Source organism: Rudaea sp. (assembly GCF_036560865.1).
Taxonomy (GTDB): Bacteria; Pseudomonadota; Gammaproteobacteria; order Xanthomonadales; family Rhodanobacteraceae; genus Rudaea.
The window spans coordinates 1-22,991 of record NZ_DATBQK010000091.1 but is presented as its reverse complement, the minus strand read 5'-3'; the positions used below and the strand labels follow the sequence as shown (position 1 = coordinate 22,991).

The 22,991-nt window shown below is 63.5% G+C and carries 24 protein-coding genes and 1 riboswitch; of the genes, 13 read left to right on the top strand and 11 right to left on the bottom strand.

The window, feature by feature from the left end:
* The 10 genes from VIE67_RS09585 to rph all read right to left on the bottom strand — a co-directional run.
* Positions 1–1,554: lysylphosphatidylglycerol synthase domain-containing protein (locus VIE67_RS09585; protein ID WP_332025609.1), on the bottom strand; the 1,554-nt coding region annotated here is incomplete at its 3' end.
* 43 nt (positions 1,555–1,597) lie between these two features.
* Entirely contained in the window at positions 1,598–2,614 is a 1,017-nt protein-coding gene (cydB, locus tag VIE67_RS09580; RefSeq protein WP_332025607.1) for a cytochrome d ubiquinol oxidase subunit II, read from the bottom strand.
* 3 nt (positions 2,615–2,617) lie between these two features.
* Positions 2,618–3,994 (bottom strand): cytochrome ubiquinol oxidase subunit I, encoded by a 1,377-nt coding sequence (locus VIE67_RS09575; RefSeq protein WP_332025611.1) that lies wholly within the window; start codon positions 3,992–3,994, stop codon positions 2,618–2,620.
* A gap of 9 nt (positions 3,995–4,003) precedes the next feature.
* On the bottom strand, positions 4,004–5,329 hold the full coding sequence (gene pepQ / locus VIE67_RS09570; protein WP_332025605.1) for a Xaa-Pro dipeptidase: 1,326 nt from the start codon (positions 5,327–5,329) through the stop codon (positions 4,004–4,006).
* Between the two features lie 131 nt (positions 5,330–5,460).
* On the bottom strand, positions 5,461–7,230 hold the full coding sequence (locus tag VIE67_RS09565) for a TonB-dependent receptor domain-containing protein (protein WP_332025603.1): 1,770 nt from the start codon (positions 7,228–7,230) through the stop codon (positions 5,461–5,463).
* A gap of 213 nt (positions 7,231–7,443) precedes the next feature.
* Positions 7,444–7,669, bottom strand: a riboswitch (cobalamin riboswitch).
* 45 nt (positions 7,670–7,714) lie between these two features.
* Positions 7,715–7,903, bottom strand: a complete 189-nt coding sequence (locus VIE67_RS09560; RefSeq protein ID WP_332025601.1) for a CPXCG motif-containing cysteine-rich protein — start codon at positions 7,901–7,903, stop codon at positions 7,715–7,717.
* 119 nt (positions 7,904–8,022) lie between these two features.
* Positions 8,023–9,282, bottom strand: a complete 1,260-nt coding sequence (gene hemW / locus VIE67_RS09555) for a radical SAM family heme chaperone HemW (protein WP_332025599.1) — start codon at positions 9,280–9,282, stop codon at positions 8,023–8,025.
* Positions 9,279–9,665 (bottom strand): endonuclease domain-containing protein, encoded by a 387-nt coding sequence (locus VIE67_RS09550; protein WP_332025597.1) that lies wholly within the window; start codon positions 9,663–9,665, stop codon positions 9,279–9,281. Before VIE67_RS09550 ends, hemW begins: the two co-directional genes overlap by 4 nt.
* Before the next feature lie 56 nt (positions 9,666–9,721).
* On the bottom strand, positions 9,722–10,312 hold the full coding sequence (gene rdgB, locus VIE67_RS09545; RefSeq protein ID WP_332025595.1) for an RdgB/HAM1 family non-canonical purine NTP pyrophosphatase: 591 nt from the start codon (positions 10,310–10,312) through the stop codon (positions 9,722–9,724).
* Positions 10,305–11,036, bottom strand: coding sequence for a ribonuclease PH (gene rph, locus VIE67_RS09540; RefSeq protein ID WP_332025593.1), 732 nt, complete (start codon positions 11,034–11,036; stop codon positions 10,305–10,307). Before rph ends, rdgB begins: the two co-directional genes overlap by 8 nt.
* A 197-nt stretch (positions 11,037–11,233) precedes the next feature.
* Here rph and VIE67_RS09535 point away from each other — a divergent pair, with 197 nt between their 5' ends.
* The 9 genes from VIE67_RS09535 (at position 11,234) to VIE67_RS09495 (ending at position 16,779) form a co-directional block, all read left to right on the top strand.
* Positions 11,234–12,112, top strand: coding sequence for a YicC/YloC family endoribonuclease (locus VIE67_RS09535; protein ID WP_332025591.1), 879 nt, complete (start codon positions 11,234–11,236; stop codon positions 12,110–12,112).
* 39 nt (positions 12,113–12,151) lie between these two features.
* Positions 12,152–12,385 (top strand): RH3 domain-containing protein, encoded by a 234-nt coding sequence (locus VIE67_RS09530; RefSeq protein WP_332025589.1) that lies wholly within the window; start codon positions 12,152–12,154, stop codon positions 12,383–12,385.
* Positions 12,372–12,632, top strand: coding sequence for a type II toxin-antitoxin system RelE family toxin (locus VIE67_RS09525; protein WP_332025587.1), 261 nt, complete (start codon positions 12,372–12,374; stop codon positions 12,630–12,632). The genes VIE67_RS09530 and VIE67_RS09525 overlap by 14 nt, the downstream gene beginning before the upstream one ends.
* 65 nt (positions 12,633–12,697) lie before the next feature.
* Positions 12,698–13,315, top strand: coding sequence for a guanylate kinase (gene gmk, locus VIE67_RS09520; protein ID WP_332025585.1), 618 nt, complete (start codon positions 12,698–12,700; stop codon positions 13,313–13,315).
* A 114-nt stretch (positions 13,316–13,429) separates the two neighbouring features.
* A complete protein-coding gene (locus VIE67_RS09515; RefSeq protein WP_332025583.1) occupies positions 13,430–14,251 on the top strand; it encodes an ABC transporter ATP-binding protein in 822 nt (273 codons plus the stop codon).
* Positions 14,248–15,033 (top strand): lipid asymmetry maintenance ABC transporter permease subunit MlaE, encoded by a 786-nt coding sequence (gene mlaE, locus VIE67_RS09510; protein WP_332025581.1) that lies wholly within the window; start codon positions 14,248–14,250, stop codon positions 15,031–15,033. Before VIE67_RS09515 ends, mlaE begins: the two co-directional genes overlap by 4 nt.
* Before the next feature lie 214 nt (positions 15,034–15,247).
* On the top strand, positions 15,248–15,790 hold the full coding sequence (gene mlaD / locus VIE67_RS09505) for an outer membrane lipid asymmetry maintenance protein MlaD (RefSeq protein WP_332025579.1): 543 nt from the start codon (positions 15,248–15,250) through the stop codon (positions 15,788–15,790).
* 45 nt (positions 15,791–15,835) lie between these two features.
* Positions 15,836–16,474 carry an MlaC/ttg2D family ABC transporter substrate-binding protein gene (locus tag VIE67_RS09500; RefSeq protein ID WP_332025577.1) on the top strand — a complete coding sequence of 213 codons (639 nt, stop codon included), beginning with the start codon at positions 15,836–15,838 and terminating at the stop codon, positions 16,472–16,474.
* Positions 16,471–16,779 carry an STAS domain-containing protein gene (locus VIE67_RS09495; protein ID WP_332025575.1) on the top strand — a complete coding sequence of 103 codons (309 nt, stop codon included), beginning with the start codon at positions 16,471–16,473 and terminating at the stop codon, positions 16,777–16,779. Before VIE67_RS09500 ends, VIE67_RS09495 begins: the two co-directional genes overlap by 4 nt.
* 72 nt (positions 16,780–16,851) lie before the next feature.
* On the opposite strand, the gene VIE67_RS09490 is transcribed toward VIE67_RS09495, so the two are convergent.
* A complete protein-coding gene (locus tag VIE67_RS09490; RefSeq protein ID WP_332025573.1) occupies positions 16,852–17,664 on the bottom strand; it encodes an MlaA family lipoprotein in 813 nt (270 codons plus the stop codon).
* A 456-nt stretch (positions 17,665–18,120) separates the two neighbouring features.
* Between VIE67_RS09490 and rpoZ the strand changes: the two genes are divergently transcribed.
* The 4 genes from rpoZ to VIE67_RS09470 form a co-directional block, all read left to right on the top strand.
* Positions 18,121–18,414, top strand: a complete 294-nt coding sequence (rpoZ, locus tag VIE67_RS09485; RefSeq protein ID WP_332025571.1) for a DNA-directed RNA polymerase subunit omega — start codon at positions 18,121–18,123, stop codon at positions 18,412–18,414.
* A gap of 148 nt (positions 18,415–18,562) precedes the next feature.
* Complete coding sequence (locus VIE67_RS09480; RefSeq protein WP_332025569.1) at positions 18,563–20,701, top strand: RelA/SpoT family protein; 2,139 nt, start codon at positions 18,563–18,565, stop codon at positions 20,699–20,701.
* A 290-nt stretch (positions 20,702–20,991) separates the two neighbouring features.
* Entirely contained in the window at positions 20,992–21,375 is a 384-nt protein-coding gene (locus VIE67_RS09475) for a RidA family protein (RefSeq protein WP_332025567.1), read from the top strand.
* Positions 21,376–21,620: 245 nt separating this feature from the next.
* Positions 21,621–22,991: ATP-dependent DNA helicase RecG (locus VIE67_RS09470; RefSeq protein WP_332025565.1), on the top strand; the 1,371-nt coding region annotated here is incomplete at its 3' end.

The window sequence follows — 22,991 nt, the reverse complement described above, 5'->3', positions numbered from 1 at the left end:
GACGAGTCCGCGGCCGACGCGCGAGGTGTGTTCGCCGAAACCGAAGTAGAACAGGTCGAAGGAGTCGTCGCCGAGCACCTGGGCCACGCCGATCGCGAAGAACACGAGCACGCAGATCGACAGGCCCGCGTACCAGCCGAGCGTGGTTGCCGAGGTGAGCGTCGTCGCGCGGCGCGTGAACACGCGCTTGCGCGTGCGCAGCAGCACGGCGACCGCGAGCAGGAACAGCGCTTCGCCGAAATGCAGACCCTTGGTCACCGCGAGGCCCGCGCTGATCAGCAACAGCCACATCGTCACACGGTAGGCGACGCGCAGGCGACCGTCGATTCCGCGTGCGAGCCCGAGCAACAACACGCCGGTCAATGTACTGAACCAGCTCGAGCCTTCGACGAAGAAGATCGGCAGATGCGCGCGCACCTGTTCGATATGCTCAACTACCGACGGCATCGCCGCGGAGGCGAGCAACAGCGCGCCCGCGCCGAACGTGAGTATCGCAAGCAAACGTGTGCCCAGATCGGCGAGCAGCACCGCGGGCAGACCGAGCAGACCGAACAGCGGATGGCTGCCGAGGCGCGTGCGCAGGCGTCGGATCAGTGCGGAGTTCTGGGTGAACATCTCCGATCCGACGTAGAGGCCGACGAGCAGGGGCAGCAGGTAGTAGGCGATGCGGAACAGCAGCAGGCCCGAGAGGATCACCGGCGGATCGTAGCCGGCCTGTTTGAGTGCGATCAGGATCAGGCCGTCGAATACGCCGAGGCCGCCGGGCACCTGGCTGACCAGACCTAGCACCGCCGCGCCGGCAAACGCGCCGAGTATCAGTCCGGGTTTGACATGCGCGCCGGACAGATACATGCACGCCCACAGCGTCGCGGCGGCGAGCATCCAGTCGAGCAGCGAGATCAGCGCGAGTTCGACCTTCAGGCGCAGCGGCGGCAGGCCCAGATCGTGCGGCAGCCAGCGCATCAGCGCGCGCCGCGTGGTCAGGAAAAAGTATAAAGGTAGATAAAGTGCGGCCGCGGTCAGCACGAGATAGGCGATCGTGTGTTGCGCCGTGCCCGGGGTCAGCGGCAGGGCGCCCGTGGCGAGGGTAAAGATCACCAGCAGGGAAAGGCCGAGCGGCAGCGACAGGGCCTGCATGCCGATCATCGCGGCCGCGCGCGGCAGGCTCACCTTGTGCGAGGTTAGCGCCATCAAGCGGATGCCCGCACCCATCGCACCGGAGAGATTGAGAATGTTGGCCAGACTATTGGCGACGAAGGACAGGCGCAGGTAATCGCGCAGATGCAGGCCGAGCTTGAGCCAGCCGCCGATGGCGCCATCGACGAAGCCGGTGAATGCGACGCCGACCAGGGCGAGAATCGCAATGCCGATCGCGGGCAGGGTCGGCACGTCGAGCAGGGTGCGCTGGATTTCGGGCAAGTCGAATTGACTGCCGAGTTCGTGCCACAGCAGCCAGCCGGTAACCGCGAGAAACAGCAGTGGCACGAGCAGGCGCAGGCGCGCAAGCAGGCTGCTGCGTTCCGTTGCGGGCGTGCTTTCCAGACTGACGCTCATATGCGGCGATTATCGCATGCAGGACGAACGGTTCCGGCGCCGGTCAGTGCGCGTAGCCTTCCCCGGCGCGAACCTTGCCGCGAAATACGCGATACGAGTAGATCGTGTAGGCAACGACGGCGGGCAGCATGACCAGCGCGCCGACCAGGGCGAAGGACTGGCTGGACGGCGACGCGGCAGCATCCCAGATCGTCAGCGTGGGCGGCACGATGTTCGGCCAGATGCCGACGATGAGGCCGAGAAAGCCCAGCGCGAAGAAACACAGCGACAGCACGAACGGCTGCAGCTCGTGATTGCGCAGCACGGCGCGCCAGAGCAGGGCTGCGTTCAACACAGCGAGCAGCGGCACCGGTGACAGGTACAGAAAATTCGCGCCGGTGAACCAGCGCTGCATCAGGCCCGAGGACAGGAACGGCAGCCACGCGCTCACCAGCAGCATGAACGCGATCACCGCGAGCATCAGCGGCCGGGTCAGATCGAACGCGATGCGCTGCAGGCGGCCATCGGTCTTGAGCACAAGCCAGGTCGCGCCAAGCAGCGCATAACCGAAGACCACCGCGACGCCGGTCAGCATCGAGAATGGGCTGAACCACGCGAACGCGCCGCTGAGGTACTTGCCGCCCTGCAGCGGCATGCCCTCGACGATTGCGCCGAGCATCAGCCCTTGCGCGAATGCGGCGGCGATCGAACCGAGATGAAATGCCGTGCCCCACAGCCAGCGCGCCTGCTCGGCCTTGAAGCGGAACTCAAACGCGACGCCGCGGAAGATCAGCGCGATCAACATCAGCAGCACCGGCAGATACAGCGAACTCAGGATCAGTGCGTACGCCTTCGGGAAAGCGGCGAACAGTCCGGTGCCGCCGAGCACCAGCCAGGTTTCGTTGCCGTCCCAGATCGGTGCGGCGGTGTTCATCATGAGGTCGCGCTGATGCTCGTCGTCGGCAAACGGCGCGAGGATGCCGATGCCGAGCACGAAACCGTCGAGCAGCACGTACATCAGCACGGCGAAGCCGATCACGAAAAACCAGATCACGGGCAGCACGGTGGCGAGGTCGGTCATCGGCTAATCCGCATCCAGGTCGGCCGCGGACAGCGGTCGCGCCGGCGTTTGCGCGCGTGCCGGAACATGCGCCGGCGCAGGCTGCGGCCCCTTGCGCAGCAGCTGGGCCAGATACCACACGCCGAAACCGAACAGGAATAAGTACACAAAGACAAAAGTGAGCAACGACGCGAGCACGCTGCCGGCCGAAACCGGACTGACCGCGTCGGCGGTGCGCAGCAGGCCGTACACGACCCACGGCTGGCGGCCGATCTCGGCCACATACCAGCCGGTCAGCAGCGCGATAAATCCGCTCGGCAACATGATCTGCCAGGCGCGCAGATACCAGCGCGACGCGAACAGGCGCCCGCGCCACCACAGTGCGAGTCCGATTGCGGCGAGGCCGAGCATCAGGAAGCCGAGGCCGACCATGATGCGGAATGCAAAGAACGGCGGTTTCACCGGCGGCCGATCGCGCACGGGAAAATCCTTGAGTCCCTTGATTTCACCGTCCCAGGAATGGGTCAGGATCAGACTGCCGAGCCGCGGCACATCGAGCGCGAAGCGATTGCGTTCGTTTTCCTCGTCGGGCCAGGCGAACAGGGTCAGCGGCACGCCGCGTTCGGTATCCCAGCGCGCCTCGATCGCGGCGAGCTTGGCCGGCTGGTATTCGCGCACAGCGAGGCCTGAAAGATCGCCGACAAAGATCTGTGCAGGCACGGTGATCGCGATAAACGCGAGTGCGAGTTTCAGCATCGCCTGCGCCTGCTCGCGATGGCGGTCGCGCAGCAGATAGCTCGCGGCGACTCCGCCGACCACGAATGCGGTCGTGATGAACGCGGCCAAGACCATATGCGGGAGCCGGTACAGGAACGAGGGGTTGAAAATGATCGCCCACCAATCGGCCGGTTCGAACACGCCGTCATGCACGGTGTATCCGGCCGGCGTCTGCATCCAGCTGTTCGCGGCGATGATCCAGAAACTCGAGATCAGCGTGCCGACCGCAACCATGCAGGTCGCGAAGAAATGCGTGCGATGGCTGACCTTGTTCCAGCCGAACAGCATCACCCCGAGAAAAGTCGCTTCGAGAAAGAACGCGGTCAGCACTTCATAGTTGAGCAGCGGACCGACGATGTTGCCGGCCAGTTCGGAATAGCGCGCCCAGTTGGTGCCGAACTGGAAACTCATCACGATGCCCGATACCACACCCATGCCGAAGGCGACCGCAAACGCTTTCATCCAGAAAAAATACAGATCGCGCCAGAAGTCGCCGCCGCGCTTGAGCCAGCAGGCTTCGAGGAAGACCAGCCACCAGGCAAGCCCGATGCTGAACGCCGGAAACAGAATATGAAACGAGATCACGAACCCGAACTGGATACGCGATAGCAGCAGGGCGTCCAGCATGGGTTGTCAGTTCAACGATGCGAACGCATCGCGCGTGAGATTTTCCGGCGCACCGTCGGTGCAGGCCACGTCGTCCTCGATGCGGATGCCGCCGAAGTGGCGGAATTTGTCCACTTTGTCCCAATTGATACTCTGGCTTTCCGGCCGGGCCTTGAGTTGCGCCAGCAGCATGTCGATGAAATACAGGCCGGGCTCGATCGTCGTCACCATGCGCGGCTCGAGCGTGCGCGTCAGGCGCAGATACGTGTGCCCGGCGGGCTTGGCGATCGTGTCGCCGGCCTCATTCCTCGCAAAGCCGGCGACATCGTGCACCTGCAGGCCGATCAGGTGGCCAAGGCCGTGCGGGAAAAACACGCCGGATACGCCGGACTCGACCGCACTCTCGGCGCTCATGCGCACAAAGTCCTGATCGCGCAGGATGCCGGCCAGCACATGATGCGCGTGGATATGCAGATCGGCGTAGTCGGTACCTTTTTTCACCTTTTCCACAAATCCACGCTGCGCGGTATCGACTGCGTCGATGAGTTCCTGGAACTCGGGTGCCTGTTTCGCAGCGTAGGTACGCGTGATATCGGAGGCGTAGCCATGAAAACTCGCGCCCGCGTCGATCAGGAACGAATCGGCGTGCGCCGGCGGCGCGCGGTTCAACTCGGTGTAATGCAGCACCGCGCTGTGCTGGTTGAGGGCGATGATATTGGAATAGGGCAACTCGTTTTCGGTTTCGTGCACGGCATTGAGATAGGCCGTATTGATGTCGTATTCGGACTTGCCCGTGCGGAACGCGTCTTCGGCCGCGCGATGCGCGCGTGCGCCCAAACGCGAGGCGACGCGCATCATCGCCAGCTCGTAGTCGGTCTTGTAGGCGCGGTGATAGTGCAGGTAATTCACCACCGCCGGTGGATTGTTCGGCACGAATGCTTCGAGCGCGGCATTGTCTTCGCCGATGACTGCGCAACGCGCGTTATCCTTGGGCAGATGCGCGAGCGCTTCCTCGGGCTTGCGGATAATCGCGATATCGAAGTGCTCGACCCAGTAGCCGGCTGGCGCATCGGGTACCACGTGCCAGTAATCGTGCGGCTGCAGATAGACGAGTCTGGGCTTGTTCCCCGGTGTGTAGACCAGCCATGAACCCGGCGCCTTGGTCACCGGTAGCCAGGCCTTGAACTGCGGACTCACCGCGAACGGGTATGGCCGGTCGTCGAGAAACTGGTAGCGCGCAGCGCCTGCTGCGATGACGAGATGATCGAAACCGCCGCGCGCGAGCGCCGCATCGGCGCGCTGCTTCAGGGTGGCGAGATGATCCGGGTAGAGTTGGGCCAGAAGGTCGGACATGGCGGCCTGGATGAAATCGTGGAAACCCATTGTGCCGCAAAACGCGCACTCTGCGGATGCATTCCTCAAATGCGGCCGATCGACGCAGACGGCCGATCCTGCGTCGATCGGCCGTCCTGCGGTTGCGCTCGTCAGCCCTGCGGTTGCCAGCTGATGGTCATATAGCCCGAACGCCCCGGCGTGTTGTAGCCGTGCACCAGTGCGTAGTCGCGATCGAACAGGTTTTCCAGGCGCGCGCCGAGTTTCCACGCCGGATTCAGGTCGTAATTCGCGCGCAGGTTGACCAGCGCATAGCCGCTGAGCGTCACGTCACCAACGTCGGCGCGGCGTCCGCTCGTGGCAAATTCGATGCCGGCATGTGCGCGTTCGCCGAGGCTTGTTTCGAGCAGGCTGGAAAATTTCTGCTTCGGCCGGCGCAGCAGTTGCGTGCCGGTATCGCGGTCGCGCGGATTCTGCAGGGTCAGCGTATTGCTCCACGACCACGTAGCGTCGTGCCAGGCGTGGCTGACCTCGACGCCGTCGATCGCCGCATGCTCGATATTGATCGCCTGGAACAGGCTGCCGCCGGAGAAGTCGATCAAGTCGTGCACACGTGTCGTGAACGCGTGCGCGTCGAGATGGTTGGCGTCGTCGATGCGCCAGTCCAGTCCAATTTCGCCGCTGTGCGAGCGCTCGGGATTGAGCAACGGGTTGCCTGCGTAATAGCCGCCGTAGCCCGGCGAATAGAGTTCGTTCAAGGTCGGCGCGCGAAACGCGGAGCCGTAACTTGCGCTCAGGCGCAGATCGTCGGCGACGCGGTAGCCGCCAGCGATCGATCCGGAGAACGCGCTGCCGAACGAGCTGTTGTGGTCGTAGCGGCCGGACAGCTCGCTGTCGAACGCGCCGTCCGTGACGCGCCAACCGGCGAACGCACCGCTATTATCGCGCGACATATCGTACGGTGCGCCAAAGCCGGAGTCGTCGATGCTGACCCCGCGGTCGTGATTGAAATCGATGCCGGCGACCAGATGCTGGGTGGCGGACAGGGTGAGGTCGTTGGTCCAGGAAAGCTGTTCGCGCGTGGAGCGGAACGCGTCGAGGAACGCGGGCGTCACGATGTTCTCGCGTGAACTGCCGACCGACAGACGCTGCGACCAGCTGGCGGTCAGCGGACCTTCGAGGTTGGCGCCGATCGCCTGATCCAGCGTGTGAGAAATGCCCGGGGCCGCGCCGTTGTCGAAACTTTGCGTGCCTGCGCTACGGAACATGCTGGCGGATAACTTCTGCGTGCCGATCGAATAGTCGCCCTGCGCCACGACGTTGTGGTTCTGGAAACCGTTGTCGTCCGGGTTGTAGATGCAGTACGGATCGTTGGGGCCGTTGCAGATCGATGGATTCGTCGCCGAAAACCCGCCGACATGGCGCACGCCGACCAGCACGCTGAAGCCGCCCGTATCCGAACGTACACCGTAACCCGCGCTGCCGTCCGCGCTGCGATAGCTGCCGTAACTCGCGGCGAGGTGCGCGCCGTCGAGCTTGCGCGTGAAGATCTGGATCACACCGCCGATCGCATCGGAGCCCCAATAGCTCGCGCGCGGACCGCGCACGATCTCGATGCGCTCGACCGCGTCGAGCGGCAGGTTCTCGAACGCGAACGCGCCGGTATTTGCCGAGGCCACGCGCACGCCATCGATGAGCACGAGCACGTGATTGGCATTGGTGCCGCGCAGGAACACGCTGGTTTGTTCGCCCGCACCGCCGGTGCGGTAGAGGTCGACGCCGGCCTGCAGGCGCAACAGGTCGATCAGATCCGGCGCGCTGCTCGCGTCGATATCCTTGCGCGTGATGACGCTCACGTCGGCCAGGCTCGCGTCGACGGTCTCGGCCACGCGCGATGCGGTGACTTCGATGGTCGGTTGCATGACCGTTTCTTGCGCATAAGCATTCGGCACAAAGCCGATTGCGGCGCAGCCGATGATTGAAAATAAAGTGGAATAAGATAAAACGGAATTTTGTCGCATTGTAGTCTCCGAACGCGCACCCGCTGTGACGGCAAGGCTGCTGTGGGTTCGGAAGGAGAGTGCGGTAGCGGCGACGCGGCTGACGGCACGCCCGTCCGTTGCCCGCCGCAACGCCTTGAGCTGATACCGCAGGCCGGTCTCCGGGCTCACAAGCGATGCGGGTGCATCGATCCGGTCGCCTTCCCGCTTGCGCAGTGGCTGGATGACCGGCCTTGCTCTCGAATTCGAGCAGACTTGTTTACCGTTGCGGGGGCAGCGCCGGAGTTGAGGTCTCTCACCGGCTTCCCGTTTCACCTGCGTTGAGTGATCAACGCGAGGCACCTGCGACGCCGCGCAGTCTAGAGGTCGCTAGGTACGCCTGCAACTGCTTTGTGCTGCGCTCGCTTCAGTCGCGGTCGGTGGCAGTCGAGATGCCGAGCAGTTCGCCCGCATCGTCCACGCGCAGCGCGATTTCGATAGGGCGGCAGCACACCGCGCAGTCTTCGACATAGCTCTGCGAGCCGGCGGAAAGATCGACGCTGGTCTCGAAGCCTTCGCCGCAGTAGGGGCAATGGATGACGACAGATTCAAGCATGTGGTGGGCGAGCGGGGATTTGACGCGAGCTGCGTTGAAGCGCAGCTCGCGCCGGCGAGCGACTCAGGGATGTCGAGGCCGGTACCACGCACCATGGATGGTTCGTGAAACGACACGACTCAAGCATGCGGAGGTCCCCCATGTGTATGCGGCGCGCGGTCGCGCGGGAGAAACGAGGCGATGACATCATTGAGAAAACGCCGGCCGAGTTCTGTTGCGCGCACATGACCCGTATCGACGTCGAGCCAACCGCGCGCCTGCGCTTGCGCGAGTTGCGGCTGGATCAACTCGGCGCCGAAACCTGTCGTGGCCTCGAAATTCGTCAGCGCGACACCGCCATTCAGGCGCAGCGCATTGAGCATGAACTCGAACGGCAATTGGTCGGTTGCAATGAGGTCGTCTCCGCCGATGCGCCGGGCACTATGCGCGTGTTCGAGATACCCGCGTGGCGCGCGCAGTTTCCAGCGCCGGCGGATTTGGAGCTCGGTAGCCGGTAGCCGGTAGCCGGTAGCCTGAGATATGGAGTCGGAGGAGGGATCTTGCGCTTGCTCCCGGTTTCCGACTCCCGTGAGCTTCGCGTGCGCGCCCGCACCGATGCCGAGATAGTCGCCGAAGCGCCAGTAATTGAGATTGTGCGTGCATTCGCGCCCCGGTCTTGCGTAGGCCGACACCTCGTACTGCGCCAGCCCCGCGTCGGCCAGACGCGCCTGACAGGCTTCCTGCATGTCCCAGGCGCTGTCTTCGTCCGGCAGCGGCGGCGGATTCGCGGCGAAGGCCGTGTTGGGTTCCAGGGTCAGTTGATAATGCGACAAATGCGGCGTTTGCAGCGTTATTGCTTTTTCCACATCACGCAACGCGGCATCCAGCGTCTGCTGTGGCAGCGCATACATCAGATCGAGGTTCAGATTTTCGATGCCCGCATCCTGCGCCTGCTTGATCGCGCGCTCGGCCTGCGCGGCGTCGTGGATGCGACCAATGCGCAACAGTGCCTGATCGTCGAAACTCTGCACGCCGAAACTGATGCGGTTCACGCCGGCGCGGCGGTAGCCGGCGAAACTGCCGTGTTCGACGGTGCCGGGATTGGTTTCCAGCGTGATCTCGATCGCAGTGGCGAAATCGAGCCGCAGCGCGACACCATCCAGAATGCGCGCAATATTCTCCGGCGCGAACAGGCTCGGCGTACCACCGCCGAAGAAAATACTCGTCAGCGGTCGCCCCTGCGCCAATGGCAAGTCCTGATCCAGGTCGCTCAGCAGCGCCTCGACGTATTCGCGCTGCGGCAGACTTTGCGGCGCATTGTGCGAATTGAAATCGCAGTACGGGCATTTGCGCACGCACCACGGGATATGGATATAGAGTGACAGCGGGGGCAGCGTCATCGCGGTTCCCCCTCTCCCGCTGGCGGGAGAGGGCCGGGGTGAGGGGAAGTCTCTCTCAAGGCTGCAAGAATTTGCTCAAGCACGATATCAGTCCGCAACAGCGCGTCATCATTCCAAAAACGCAGGACGCGAAAACCTCCGCGCGCCAAATACCGGGTGCGTGCGAGATCGCTATCTTGCTGCTCGCTGTGCTGGCCTCCATCCAATTCGATGGCCAAATATGTTTCCATGCAGGCGAAATCGACGATATATCGTCCGAGCGGCACCTGACGGCGAAATCGATGTCCGCCGAGCTGACGATTGCGAAGAAAATACCACAGCCGTCGTTCTGCATCCGTCGAGGTTTGGCGCAGAGCGCGAGCGTTGGCGATCTTGTGACGCATGCGCAAACTTTCCCTCACCCTGCCCTCTCCCGCAAGCGGGAGAGGGGAAGGCACGCTTACTGGCTCTGCAGCATCTCGCGCAGGCGCGCGAGTGCCAGACCGCGATGGCTGATACGGTTCTTGAGCGCTGGATCGAGTTCGCCTGCGGCGCCGTGCGCGGGATCGAAAAACACCGGATCGTAGCCGAAGCCCTTGTTGCCACGCGCTGCATGCAGGATGCGGCCGTGCCAGAGCCCCTCGGCAATCAGCGGCGCGGGATCGTCGGCGCTGCGCAGCAGCACGATCGTGCAATGAAAATGCGCACCGCGCAGCGATTCCGGCACGTCGCTCAGCGTCGCAAGCAATTTGGCGATATTCGCCGCGCTGTCGCCGTGCGTATCGGCGTAGCGCGCGGAGTACAGTCCGGGCCCGCCATTCAGCGCATCGACGCAGATGCCGGAGTCGTCGCCGAGCGCAGGCAAACCGCAAAGCTGCGCCGCATGACGCGCCTTGAGCAACGCGTTTTCGATGAAGGTCGTGCCGGTCTCGTGCGCATCGGCGATGCCAAGTTCGCTTTGTGCGACCAGTTGGATCTCGGTTAAGGCGAGAATTTCACGCATTTCGGCGAGCTTGCCCGCGTTGCTGCTCGCCAGCACCACTTTACGCACGCGTCAGCGCCTCGTGCTGCAAGCATAAAAGTTCACTAATCCCTTTTTGCGCAAGGACGAGCAGGGCGTCGAGTTCCTCGCGACGGAAGGCGTGGCCTTCGGCCGTGCCTTGCAGCTCGATGAAGCCGCCGCCGTCGTTCATCACCACATTCATGTCGGTGTCGCAGGTGGAGTCTTCGGGGTAATCCAGATCGAGCACCGGTATGCCGCGGAACACGCCGACCGAAACCGCGGCGACCGCGCCGACGACCGGACTCTTCTTCAATGCGCCGCGCTTCATCAAACACGCGACCGCATCGGCCAACGCCACGTAGGCGCCGGTGATCGCTGCGGTGCGCGTGCCGCCGTCGGCTTGCAGCACATCGCAATCGAGAGTGACCGTGCGCTCGCCGAGCGCTGCACGATCGACGCAGGCGCGCAGCGCGCGGCCGATCAGGCGCTGGATTTCCATGGTGCGCCCGCCCTGGCCGCCGCGTGCGGCTTCGCGTTGGGTACGTTCCTTGGTTGCACGCGGCAGCATGCCGTATTCGGCGGTGATCCAGCCTTCGCCCTTGCCGCGCAGGAACGGCGGTACTTTCTCTTCCACGCTCGCGGTGCACAGCACGCGCGTGTCGCCGAACGCGATCAGCACCGAGCCTTCGGCATGGCGCGTGTAGTGACGTTCGATGCTGACGGCGCGCAGCTGATCAACGGCGCGGCCGCTGGGACGGGAGAAAGTGGTCATGCGGAGATTTCCGTGATGGGTGAAGAAGTTTAGCAGTTGGGCGTGCGGGGGCGGGAAGACGGATAGACGGATAGACGGGAAGACGGGAAGACGGGAAGACGGAACAGCATGCTCTCCGTCTTTCGTCCATCCGTCTCCCCGTCTCCCATCTCCCCAAAATGGCATACTGCGCGCCCCGATATTCGCGACCCCCGAACATGATCCGCAGCATGACCGCGTTCGCCAGCGCCGAAACCGACACGCCTTGGGGCGCGCTGAGTTTCGAATTGCGCTCGGTGAATCATCGCTATCTCGAACTGAACCCGCGCCTGCCCGACGAACTGCGCGCGATCGAAACGGCCCTGCGCGAGCACGTCGCGGCCAGGCTCACGCGCGGCAAGGTCGACGTGAATCTGCGTTTTCGCGCCAGCGATGCGGCGACCGCGGAGATTCAGGTCAACGATCAGGTGCTCGACAAGCTCGAAGCGGCCGCGGCGGCTTTTGCCGAGCGCTTTCCGAAACTCACCACCGATTTCGCGAGCCTGCTCGCCTGGCCCGGCGTGCTCAAGCGCGAGGAAGTCGATCAGGAAGGCTTGCGCCAGGCCGCGCTCGACCTGCTCGATGTCGCGCTCGCCGACATGGTCGCAACGCGCCAGCGCGAGGGCGAGCGCCTTGGCGTGTTTCTGCGCGATCGGCTCGACGGCATTGCGCGCACGGTCGACAACGTGCGCACGTGGCTGCCGGATATCCGCAGCGCCTTGCGCACACGCCTGGAGACGAAACTCGCCGAGATCACGCAGGGCCTCGACAGTGCGCGCCTGGAATCCGGCCGGCTCGAACAGGAACTCGTGCTGCAGCTCTCGCGCATCGATGTCGACGAGGAACTCGATCGCCTGTCCGCGCATATCGCCGAAACGCGGCGCGTGCTCGCGCTGCCCGACGCGGTCGGCCGCCGCCTCGATTTTCTCATGCAGGAATTCAACCGCGAGGCGAACACGCTCGGTTCCAAGTCGGTCGACCAGCGCACCACCCAGGCCGCGGTGGGATTGAAGGTGTTGATCGAGCAGATGCGCGAGCAGGTACAGAATATCGAATAGTGCTATAGTGACAAAACGTCAAAACGTTCAGGTGCTGTCATGCAAGCCGAAACCACTCGCGCCACGATCTATCTCGACAAGGATTTGCACAAAGCGCTGCGCCTCAAGGCTGCGGATACGCGTCGCTCGATTTCCGAGATCGTCTCCAATGCAGTACGCGAGTCGCTGCGCGAGGATGAGGCAGATCTTGCCATCATCGCCGAGCGTGCCAGCGAGAAAACCATCAGCTATGAAGAATTGCTTGTCATGCTGAAGGCCGATGGCCGTATTTGAAGTACGCATCAGACGCTCCGCCGCGAAAGAGTTGGCGCGCCTGCCAAGGGTGGAAACGCGCCGTATCTTACGACGCATCCATGCACTCGGCGAAAATCCTCGCCCGCCCGGCAGCGAAAAGCTGGCTGGGCAAGAATCCTACCGGATACGTCAAGGCGATTACCGAGTGATATATACGGTCGATGACGACCTGGTGATCGTCGAAATCGCGCGTGTCGGCCACCGCCGCGGCGTCTATCGCAACTGACGTCATATGATTACCGTCGCCAACTTCATTGCTGTGCTGAATCGCGTTCATAACAGGGCTGCTGCATGAGCGGAACCTTGTACATCGTTGCGGCGCCTTCAGGTGGCGGCAAAACCAGCCTGACCCGGGCGCTGCTGGAGCGCGAACCGGGCATCGTGCTGTCGGTGTCGTATACCTCGCGCCTGCCGCGGCCGGGCGAAGCGGACGGCGTGCATTACCACTTTGTCTCGCGCGGCGTGTTCGAGGAGATGATCAAGGGCGGCGAGTTCTTCGAGCACGCGCTGGTGCACGGCGACCTCAAAGGCACCGCGCGCGCGCAAGTCGAGCGCGTGCTGGCGCAGGGCAAGGACGTGCTGCTGGAAATCGATTGGCAGGGTGCGCGCCAGGTGCGCGAGCGGATGGCCGATACGGTGAGCATTTTCATCCTGCCGCCGTCGCGCGCAGAGCTCGAACGGCGCCTGCGCGCGCGCGCCTCCGACAGCGAGACGACGATCCGCCGGCGCCTGGCCGATTCGCGTGCGGATATCGCGCATGCGCAGGAGTTCGATTATCTGGTCGTCAACGACGATTTCGCCGTCGCGCTCGCCGACCTGGGCGCGATCGTGACTACGCGCCAGCTGCGCGCCGTGCAGCAGCGCGAGCGTTACTCAGCCCTGCTCGCCGACCTGCTCAAGGAAGCATAAGCGCGCCTGACGCCGCGCTTAACCGCAGACCGCCGCAGGCTACGCTGCGCGGCACGCATAGGGTAAGGTAGCTGTCTTCCCGGCGCCGCAGCGGCGCTGTTTTCCGCGTGATGCATGAGTTCCCAGCCGCAACCATCCGCCAGCGACGCGTTGATCCAGATTCGTGGTCTGTCCACCGTGCTCAATGGCAAGACGATTTTCGCCGGCGTGGATCTGGATATTCCGCGCGGCGGCATCACCGCGATCATGGGTCCGAGCGGCACCGGCAAGACCACGTTGATACGCCATATCACCGGCCAGCTTGCGCCGGATGCGGGCGAAATCATTGTCGACGGCAAGAACGTCGCGCGCATCGGCCGCGAGGCGCTGTTCGCGCTGCGCGAGAAGATCGGCTATCTGTTCCAGAATTCGGCCCTGCTCACGGATTTTTCCGTGTTCGAGAATGTCGCGTTTCCGCTGCGCCAGCACCTGCGCCTGCCCGAGGAACTGGTGCGCAATATCGTGCTGACCAAGCTGCAGGCGGTCGGTCTGCGCGGTGCGGCGGACTTGATGCCGAACGAACTCTCCGGCGGCATGATTCGGCGCGTGGCCCTTGCGCGCGCGATCGTGCGCGATCCGATGCTGATCATTTACGACGAGCCCTTCGTCGGCCTGGATCCGATCGCGCTCAACCAGATTCTGAAATTGATCCGCACCCTGAACCAGACCCTGGGCATCACCAGCATCCTGGTCGCGCACGAGCTCGCCGCCGTGAGCAAGGTGGCCGATCAGATCTATCTGCTGGCCGGCGGCAAGATTGCCGCGCATGGCAGCCCGGAGGAACTCGGCCGCGGCGAAACGCCGTGGACCAAACAATTCTTCACCGGCGAGGCCGATGGCCCGGTGCCGTTCCACTATCCCGCGCCGGACTACGCGACGCAGTTGGGGCTGGCATGAGCGCTGTGCGCAATTCTCCGTCGAATCAGTCGCCGTCGCGTTTCGCCGAAGGCATCGCGCAGGTCGGCGCCTGCGGCATTTTCCTGTTCCGCATTTTGGCGGCGATTCCGCGCAGCTTCGGCCATTTCAAGGAAACGGTCCGCCAGATCTGGTTCGTCGGCGCGATGAGCCTGACCATCATCATGACCTGCGGCCTGTTCGTCGGCATGGTGCTCGGCCTGCAACTGTATTACGTGCTGTCGATTTTCGGCGGCACCGCGGCACTCGGCACGGTCGTCTCGCTGTCGCTGTACCGCGAGCTCGGGCCGGTGGTGACCGCGCTGTTGTTCGCCGGGCGCGCGGGCACTTCGATAACCGCCGAGATCGGCCTGATGCGCGCGACCGATCAGATCGACGCGATGGAGATGATGGCGGTCGATCCGCTGGCCTATGTCGTCGCGCCGCGTTTTATCGCCGGCATCATCGCGATGCCGTTACTCGCCTGCATATTCAACGCGCTCGGTATTTTCGGCGCGCACCTGGTCGGCGTGAACTGGCTCGGCCTGGACAACGGCACATTCTGGTCGAACATGACTTCGAGCGTGGATGTCTGGAAAGACGTGATCAACGGCGTATGGAAAAGCGTCGCCTTCGGCGCGGTCTGCACCCTGATCGCGACGTTCCAGGGTTACACCACGGCACCGACCAGCGAAGGCGTGGCCTACGCGACCACGCGCACGGTGGTGTTCTCCGCGATCGCGACGCTCGCGCTCGATTTCGTGATGACCGCGTTTTTGATGTAAAGCTTGAAGACTGAACCACAAGAGACTGAACCACGGAGAACACGGAGAACACGAAGAAGAGAATTGATGTAGCTGCTGGAGACTGGTGGCAAGGGCGCGCGACGTTAAGCTGGGAAGGAAACGAAGTTCATCTCTTATCGCATCCTTCGTGTTCTTCGTGCGTATTCTTCGTGTTCTTCGTGTAAATGCTTTTGACGAATGATGGATGCTAACAATGGCACAACGACAATCCTTCCAGATCGGCACCGGTCTGTTCATCCTGCTCGGTTTCGCCGCGCTCGCCTATCTGGCGACGCAGACGACCTCGCTGGCGAACTACAGTCAGGGCGACAGCTACACGCTCAAGGTCGAGTACACCAATATCGGCCAGCTCAAGCTGCGCGCGCCGGTGAAGCTCGCGGGCGTGCGCGTGGGTACGGTCAGCAGCATCGAACTCGAGCCGGACAAGCTGCAGGCCCTGGTCAGCCTGTCGATCGACAAGCGTTTCAACAAGATACCCGACGACTCGTCCGCCGCCATATTCACGAGCGGTTTATTGGGCGACCAGTACGTTTCCATCCAGCCCGGCGGTTCGCCCGACGTGTTCAAAAACGGAGACCAGTTCGTGTTGATGCAGAACTCGGTGCAGCTCGAGGAGTTGATCGGCAAATATCTGGTCGGTGGCGACGCTGGCAAGCCGGGCGACAAGGCCGCTGCGGACACTTCAACCAACAAACCGACGCCGCCGCCCGCGGCCAAGCCAGACGGCGGCAAATAGGCGCGTCATCGCGCCATCGACCCACCATCATCGAAGGTTGACAAAATGCGCTTTTTATACTCCTTTCTTTGTATACTCGCACTTGCGGCAGTGACTCCGGCGCACGCGGACACGCCTACGCCGAATCAGGTCGTGCAGACCCTGGTCGACGATCTGGGCAAGACCATGGAGGCGCGCCGCGCCGAACTGTCGAAGGATCGCGAATCCCTGCTCAAGGCGATCGACAGCATCGTCCTGCCGCACTTCGACATCGACTACGCCTCGATCCTCGTGCTCGGCCAGAACGCGCGCACGGCGACGCCGGAACAGCGCGTGCGTTTCGCCCATGCAATGTACAACTCGATCACCCACCGCTATGCCGAAGGTCTGCTCAAGTACACCGAAGGGCGTGTGCGCGTGTTGCCGCAGCAGGGCGAACTCAACGAAAAACGCACCCTCGTGCGCACCCAGGTCGTGCTCGACGACGGCAAGCTCGTGCCCGTCGATTATGCGTTCCGCAAGACCGCGAGCGGTGATTGGAAAGCCTACGACGTGATCATCGAAGGTATTTCCTACGTCACCAACTACCGCAACCAGGTCTCGGCGGAAATCCAGAAATCGAGTCTGGACGCGTTGACCACGCGTCTGGAAACCCAGGGCGCCAAGGCGCTGGAGACGATGGATTCCGAAGGCGTCAAAAAGTGAGCGACGGTTTCGCGCTGACCGCGAATGCACAAGGCGCGTTCGCCGTCAGCGGTGCGATCTCGTTCGGCAATGCGGCGCAGGCGCTGCGCGCAGCGCCGCAGGGCGACGCGACGGGCAAGACGATCGATCTGGACCTCGCAGGACTCGCCGATTCCGACAGCGCAACGCTGGCGGTGTTGATCGCATGGGCCGCGCAGGCGCATGCACGCGGCGCGACCCTGGCCTATCGTCATGCGCCACCGGCGCTGGCCAACCTTGCGCGACTGTGTGACGTGGAGCGTCTGCTGGGACTCGAAGCCGCCTAGCCGCGTGCCTGCGGCGATGTCGCAGGCGAGCGATTCGCATCTGCGCATTTCCCTCGGATTCGATCCGCCCCGTCAGCCCTTGTGCGGCTGCGCGTCGGGCTTCGGCTTCTGCTCGTACTTTTCCTGCTCCTGCAGCAACTTGTCGACGTCAACGTCGTCCACACCCTGCAGTGACTGGATCGCCTCGGGCGGCGGATTGCCGCGATAGATCTTGTACAAACGCCGCTGGCGATAGGCGTCGCGATAGAACACGTAGGGATCGTAGACACCTTCGAGCAGGCCTTCGGCATCGATCGCGCTCGAGCGCAGTGAAATCAGGTAGACTGCGGTCGGCAGATACTGCGCCTCGAGTTTCATGTTATGCGAGCGCGCGTACCAGGACAGCGGATCGAAAATGAAGCTGTCGATCGGGAAGGCGACAATGTCGCGCCCGTTGATCGAGCCCAGCAGCGGCAGCACGAGGTAGGGCCCTTCGGGCACGCCCCACTTGGCCAAGGTCACGCCGAAATCGGTTGCGTGCGCATCGATCCCCATTTCACTGGCCGGATCGAACAGACCGAGGATGCCGACTGTCGAATTGATGGCCAGGCGGCTGGTCGAGGTAAATGCTTCTTTCGCATTGGCCTGCAGCAGATCGTTGGCGATCGTGATCGGCGATTCGATGTTGGCGAAAAAATTGTTGACCAGCCGCCGTGCCGTGTTGTTGGTCACCTTGCGATAGCCCACGGCGATCGGGCGAATCGCTACGCGATCGGTAAAATCGTTGAACGCGTACATCTTGCGGTTGAAATTTTCGTAGGGATCGTCCTTGCGCGGCATCGGCATCGCGCAGCCGGCGAACAGGACGGCAAGGAGGGCGATCAGGAAAATGCGGGATTGGGGCATGGGCAAATTCAACATCGATTGGCGATCCAGCAGCGGCGAGCGAAGCAGGCGGAATGTGTGCACCGCCGCATTCGCCGCCGATTCCCTGTTTACGTAACTCAAGGCTAACCCACTTTGGGGCGCGCTGGCACGCTCTCAAGGCAAGCGATGTACAGTCCCGGTTCAGTTCGGCGGCTGCGTTCATGCGGCGGGTTTGCGCTGCACCATCGGCCGACGATACAATGCCACTGGTATAAGGATGGTTTGAAGCTATCCGTCCTGGGCTCCGGACGCATTGAGTCCGGCCAATCCCTGACCCGCTTTCGCTGAATCAAGCGCTTGCTCGCCCCGTTACGCAGCGGGCGTCCGGATCGGATCCGGGGCAGGCGCTGCCTGCGGAAACTTCTGGACTGGTCCGGAAGTTTTCATAGATTTTCCAGTCAATTCCGCCCCGTTTGCGGATTTTTGAGGTTTTTCATGGCACGTATCACCGTAGAAGACTGCCTCGCAGTAGTCGACAACCGTTTCGAACTGGTGCTGATGGCCACCAAGCGTGCGCGCCAGCTGGCCAACGGCGCCGACGCAATGGTCGAGAGCACGAACGACAAACCCACCGTCCTCGCGCTGCGCGAAATCGCTGGGCGCAAGGTCACTCAGGGACTGATCGACGAAGTCGACCGCCAGGCGCGCGAAAAGGCCGAGCGCGAGGCACTGGAGTGGGCCGCAGCCGAAGTCGACGACGATCTTTCCAAGGTCGGCGACGATCTGTGATCGGCATGCAACGGCGCTCCTCGATTTGCATCGATAACCAGCGCCGTTCGCACGAACGCGCCGCCAGCGGGAGCTTGCGTCGCCGTTTTTCTCCCGGCGCGCCGGACGTGGTGTTCGATCTCCGAGTTCGCGTAGCGGAGTAAGTCCTATGAGCACGGCGCTGCAGGAAGTAGTCCCTGCCGACGTGCTGGCGCTCGAACAGCGCCTCTCCACTTATCTGCCGCCCGAACAGGTCGCGCGCGTGCGCCAGGCCTATTTCGCCGGCGCGCACGCGCATGCCGGGCAGACGCGCAAGAGCGGCGAACCCTACATCACGCATCCGGTCGCGGTCGCGGCGATTCTCGCCGACCTGGGCATGGACGCGGAAACGATCATCGCCGCGATCCTGCACGACACGCTCGAGGACACGCCGCTACCGCGCGCGGAAATCGAGTCGCAATTCGGCGCGACAGTAGCCGAACTCGTCGACGGCGTCACCAAACTCGACAAGGTGAAATTCCGCAGCCTGCAGGACGCGGCCGCCGAGAGTTTCCGCAAGATGCTGCTGGCGATGGCGCGCGACTTGCGCGTGATCCTGATCAAGCTCGCCGACCGCCTGCACAACATGCGCACGCTTGGCGCGATGCTGCCCGCCTCGCGCCGGCGCATCGCGCGCGAGACGCTCGATATCTATGCGCCGATCGCGCAACGCCTGGGCATGAACAAGTTCAAGTCCGAGCTGCAGGATCTGGGATTCCGCGCGCTGTACCCGACCCGCCATCGCGTGATCGACGCGCGCATCAAGAGCGTGCTCGGCAACCGCCGCGAAGCGATGGGCAAGATCGAGGCGGCGCTGTCGACGCGCCTGACCGGCGAAGGGATCAAGCATCGTATCGTCAGCCGGATCAAGGCGCCGTACAGCATCTATACCAAGATGCACGACGAGCACAAAACCTTCGCCCAGGTCATGGACGTTTACGGCCTGCGCGTCGTCGTCGATGCGACCATGCAGTGCTATCACGCGCTCGGCGCGATCCATGGTCTGTACAAGCCGCTGGACGGGCGTTTCCGCGACTTCATCGCAATTCCGAAAGCCAACGGCTATCAATCGCTGCACACGGTGCTGTTCGGGCCGTTCGGCGCGCCGGTGGAAATCCAGATCCGCACCGAGGACATGGATCAGGGCGCCGAACGCGGCGTCGCCGCGCACTGGGTGTACAAGAACGCCGGCGAGCCGGCGAACGCGGCGCAGTCGCGCGCGCGCGACTGGGTCGCCGGCCTGGTCGAGACGCAGTCGCGTGAGTCGTCGTCCTCGGCGGAATTTCTCGAAAATGTAAAAGTGGATTTGTTCCCGGACGAGGTCTACCTGTTCTCGCCCAAGGGCAAGATCTTTGCCCTGCCGCGCAACGCCACCACGCTCGACTTCGCCTATTTCGTGCATACCGATGTCGGCAACCACGCGGTCGCGGCGCGCGTGGACAAGAAACTCGTGCCGCTGCGCACGCGCCTCAATTCGGGCGAGGCGGTCGAGATCATCACCGCGCCCTCGGCGCAGCCGCATCCGCAATGGCTCGAGTGGGTGGTGTCGGCGCGCGCGCGCATCGCGATCCGCAACAGCCTCAAACATCTGCAGCACGAGGATGCCGTCGAACTCGGCCATCGCATGCTCGATCGAGCGCTCGAGGCGCAGGGCGTCTCGCTCGACTCGATTCCGCTGAAGACGCTCGACCGCTATATCGCCGAGGCGAAGTTCAAGCGCCTGGAGGAACTGCTTGCCGACATCGCACTCGGCAACCGTATGCCCGACCAGGTCGCGACCGCGCTGGCGAAGAATGCGGCGCGCACGCCGAAGGTCAAGCGGCACGCGGAGAAAGTGCTGATCACCGGCAAGGAACGCGGCGTGCTCAGCTTCGGCCAATGCTGTCATCCGGTGCCGGGCGACGAGATATTCGGTTATTTGTCGGCAGGCAAGGGCATCGTCGTGCATCGCACCGATTGCCCGAACGCGGCCGAGTATCGCAAGACGCCGGAGCGCATTATCGCGATGGATTGGGACCGCGAGGTTTCCGGCGACTATCGCGCGCGCCTGCGCATCGTCGTGGAGAACAAGCCCGGCGTGCTCGCCACGATCGCCGCTGCGATCGCCGCCGTCGATTCGAATATCGAGAACGTCGAATATCAAGAGCGCGACCTCAACACCTCGACCCTGATGTTCACGATCGAAGTGCGCAGCCGCAAGCACCTCGACGAAGTCATGAACCGCGTGCGCCGCGCGGGCGTGGTGCATGGGGTGTATCGGTATCCGTGAGGGGATGGTAGACGGGGAGACGGGGAGACGGGGAGACGGAGAGACGGGGACGCAGGGCATGCCTTCCGCTCTCGACTTGCCGGCCCACAGGATTGGCTCTTAATCGCTGGCTTGGAACCCACTCTGTTTACTTCGGAAGGCGCAGTGCCGTCCAATCGTCTCCCGTCTCCCCGTCTCTCCGTCTCCCCGGAGCTGTTTACTTCGGAAGGTGCAGTGCCGTCTAATCGCCTTACCGTCTATTCGTCTCCCCGTCTCCCCGTCTCCCCGTCTCCCCGTCTTCAGGAACCCCCATGCCCCGCCAGATCATCCACAGCGACAACGCGCCCAAGGCGATCGGTCCTTACTCGCAGGCCGTGCGCGTCGGCAACACGATTTATCTGTCCGGGCAGACGCCGCTCGATCCGGCCACCGGTGATCTGGTGACAGGCGATATCGCGGCGCAGACGCGGCGCGTGTTCGACAACCTGCAGGCTGTGTGCGCCGCCGCGGGCATCACGTTTGCGCAGATTGCGCGCGTCGGCATTTATCTCACCGATCTGGGCAATTTCGCCGCGGTCAATGGCGTGATGAAGGAATATTTTTCGGAACCATTCCCCGCCCGTTCGACGATCAGCGTCGTTGCGCTGCCGCGCAACTCGCAGGTCGAAATCGATGCGATCGCTGTGATCGATTGATTTGCGATCGCAGTTTCGGGCAGGCCGGTGGCGACATCCGCTAGCGCGCCGTTCCGCAAATAACTTTGCATGCAACGTTCAGCTCTATTCCCTTCTCCCGCCAGCGGGAGAAGGTGCCGAAGGCGGATGAGGGTGGCGTCAGCGGGGCGCTTGCCGGCCCAGGTTGCGCCACCCTCACCCGGCGCACTGCGCGCGCCGACCTCTCCCGCCAGCGGGAGAGGTGAGCCAACAACGGCAAGTTACAAATGAAACGCGACGCTAGCGCTGCTACCGCCGGCGATGTTGGCGCGACGCCGGCCGCGTCGCTGCCCGGCGTCGGTCCGGCGCTCGCGGCGGCGCTCGAGCGTCTGCACCTGTGCACGCTGCAGGATCTCTGGTTCCATCTGCCGCTGCGCTACGAGGACAAGACGCGCATCACCGCGATCCGCGATCTGCGCGTGGGCGACACGGCGCAAGTCGAAGGCCGCGTCGAGGCGATCGAAAAAGGTTTCCGCTTTCGCCCGCAACTGCGCATCGCGATTGGCGACGAGTCGCAGCAGACGCTGCTATTGCGTTTTTTCCACTTCAATAGCGCGCAGGCGAACCAGCTTGCGATCGGCACGCGTCTGCGCTGCTTCGGCGAAGTTCGCCATGGCGCGCACAGTCTGGAAATGGTGCATCCGCAATACCAGCGTCTGGCGGACGATGCGGCGAGCGCGGTCGAGGAGCGTCTGACCCCGATCTATCCGACCACCGAAGGCCTGGGCCAGAAACGACTCGCCGGATTGGTCCAGCGCGCACTGATGCAGCTGCCGCAGGACGAGGCATTGGAATTGATTCCGTCAGCGTTGCGCACAGCGAACAAATTGTCATCCCTGCGCGCCGCCTTGCTCTACGTGCATCGGCCGCCGCCGGATGCCGACGTAGCCGGACTCGCGCTCGGCGCGCATCCGGCGCAGCAGCGTCTCGCCTTCGAGGAGTTGCTTGCCCAGCACCTGAGTCTGCAGCGCTTGCGCAAGCGGCTGCGCGAACATGCGGCGCCTACGCTGCGCGGCGACGGTAAATTGCGCGCGCGCTTTCTCGCGCAATTGCCGTTCGCTTTGACACGTGCACAGCGGCGTGTCGCGGCCGAAGTCGCACGCGACCTGGGTGCGGCGACGCCGATGCTGCGCCTCGTGCAGGGCGATGTCGGCTCGGGCAAGACCGTCGTCGCCGCGCTGGCCGCGCTGACCGCCGTCGAGGCCGGCCGGCAAGCCGCGTTGATGGCGCCGACCGAACTCCTTGCCGAGCAACATTTTATCAATTTCCACAAGTGGCTTTCTCCACTCGGGGTCGACATCGTCTGGCTGGCGGGCAAGCTCAAGGGCAAGGCGCGTGCGGCGGCGCTGGCGCGGCTGCAGGATTCCGCACAGATCGCGATCGGCACGCATGCGTTGATGCAGGAAGGCGTCGCCTTCGACCGCCTCGGTCTCGCGATCATCGACGAGCAGCATCGCTTCGGCGTGCATCAGCGTCTGGCCCTGCGCGACAAGGGCCGCGTCTTTCGACAGGCTCAGGACGAACGGATATTGGAAGTGCCGCATCAGCTGGTGCTGACGGCGACGCCGATTCCGCGCACGCTGGCGATGACCGCGTAT

Excerpts from the sequence above, each read along its gene's own strand:
- cydB (WP_332025607.1), bottom strand. The coding sequence starts at position 2,614 with ATGACCGACCTCGCCACCGTGCTGCCCGTGATCTGGTTTTTCGTGATC.
- pepQ (WP_332025605.1), bottom strand. The coding sequence starts at position 5,329 with ATGTCCGACCTTCTGGCCCAACTCTACCCGGATCATCTCGCCACCCTG.
- VIE67_RS09565 (WP_332025603.1), bottom strand. The coding sequence starts at position 7,230 with ATGCAACCGACCATCGAAGTCACCGCATCGCGCGTGGCCGAGACCGTC.
- VIE67_RS09560 (WP_332025601.1), bottom strand. The coding sequence starts at position 7,903 with ATGCTTGAATCTGTCGTCATCCATTGCCCCTACTGCGGCGAAGGCTTC.
- hemW (WP_332025599.1), bottom strand. The coding sequence starts at position 9,282 with ATGACGCTGCCCCCGCTGTCACTCTATATCCATATCCCGTGGTGCGTG.
- VIE67_RS09550 (WP_332025597.1), bottom strand. The coding sequence starts at position 9,665 with ATGCGTCACAAGATCGCCAACGCTCGCGCTCTGCGCCAAACCTCGACG.
- rph (WP_332025593.1), bottom strand. The coding sequence starts at position 11,036 with ATGACCACTTTCTCCCGTCCCAGCGGCCGCGCCGTTGATCAGCTGCGC.
- VIE67_RS09535 (WP_332025591.1), top strand. The coding sequence starts at position 11,234 with ATGATCCGCAGCATGACCGCGTTCGCCAGCGCCGAAACCGACACGCCT.
- VIE67_RS09530 (WP_332025589.1), top strand. The coding sequence starts at position 12,152 with ATGCAAGCCGAAACCACTCGCGCCACGATCTATCTCGACAAGGATTTG.
- VIE67_RS09525 (WP_332025587.1), top strand. The coding sequence starts at position 12,372 with ATGGCCGTATTTGAAGTACGCATCAGACGCTCCGCCGCGAAAGAGTTG.
- gmk (WP_332025585.1), top strand. The coding sequence starts at position 12,698 with ATGAGCGGAACCTTGTACATCGTTGCGGCGCCTTCAGGTGGCGGCAAA.
- VIE67_RS09515 (WP_332025583.1), top strand. The coding sequence starts at position 13,430 with ATGAGTTCCCAGCCGCAACCATCCGCCAGCGACGCGTTGATCCAGATT.
- mlaE (WP_332025581.1), top strand. The coding sequence starts at position 14,248 with ATGAGCGCTGTGCGCAATTCTCCGTCGAATCAGTCGCCGTCGCGTTTC.
- mlaD (WP_332025579.1), top strand. The coding sequence starts at position 15,248 with ATGGCACAACGACAATCCTTCCAGATCGGCACCGGTCTGTTCATCCTG.
- VIE67_RS09500 (WP_332025577.1), top strand. The coding sequence starts at position 15,836 with ATGCGCTTTTTATACTCCTTTCTTTGTATACTCGCACTTGCGGCAGTG.
- VIE67_RS09490 (WP_332025573.1), bottom strand. The coding sequence starts at position 17,664 with ATGCCCCAATCCCGCATTTTCCTGATCGCCCTCCTTGCCGTCCTGTTC.
- rpoZ (WP_332025571.1), top strand. The coding sequence starts at position 18,121 with ATGGCACGTATCACCGTAGAAGACTGCCTCGCAGTAGTCGACAACCGT.
- VIE67_RS09480 (WP_332025569.1), top strand. The coding sequence starts at position 18,563 with ATGAGCACGGCGCTGCAGGAAGTAGTCCCTGCCGACGTGCTGGCGCTC.
- VIE67_RS09475 (WP_332025567.1), top strand. The coding sequence starts at position 20,992 with ATGCCCCGCCAGATCATCCACAGCGACAACGCGCCCAAGGCGATCGGT.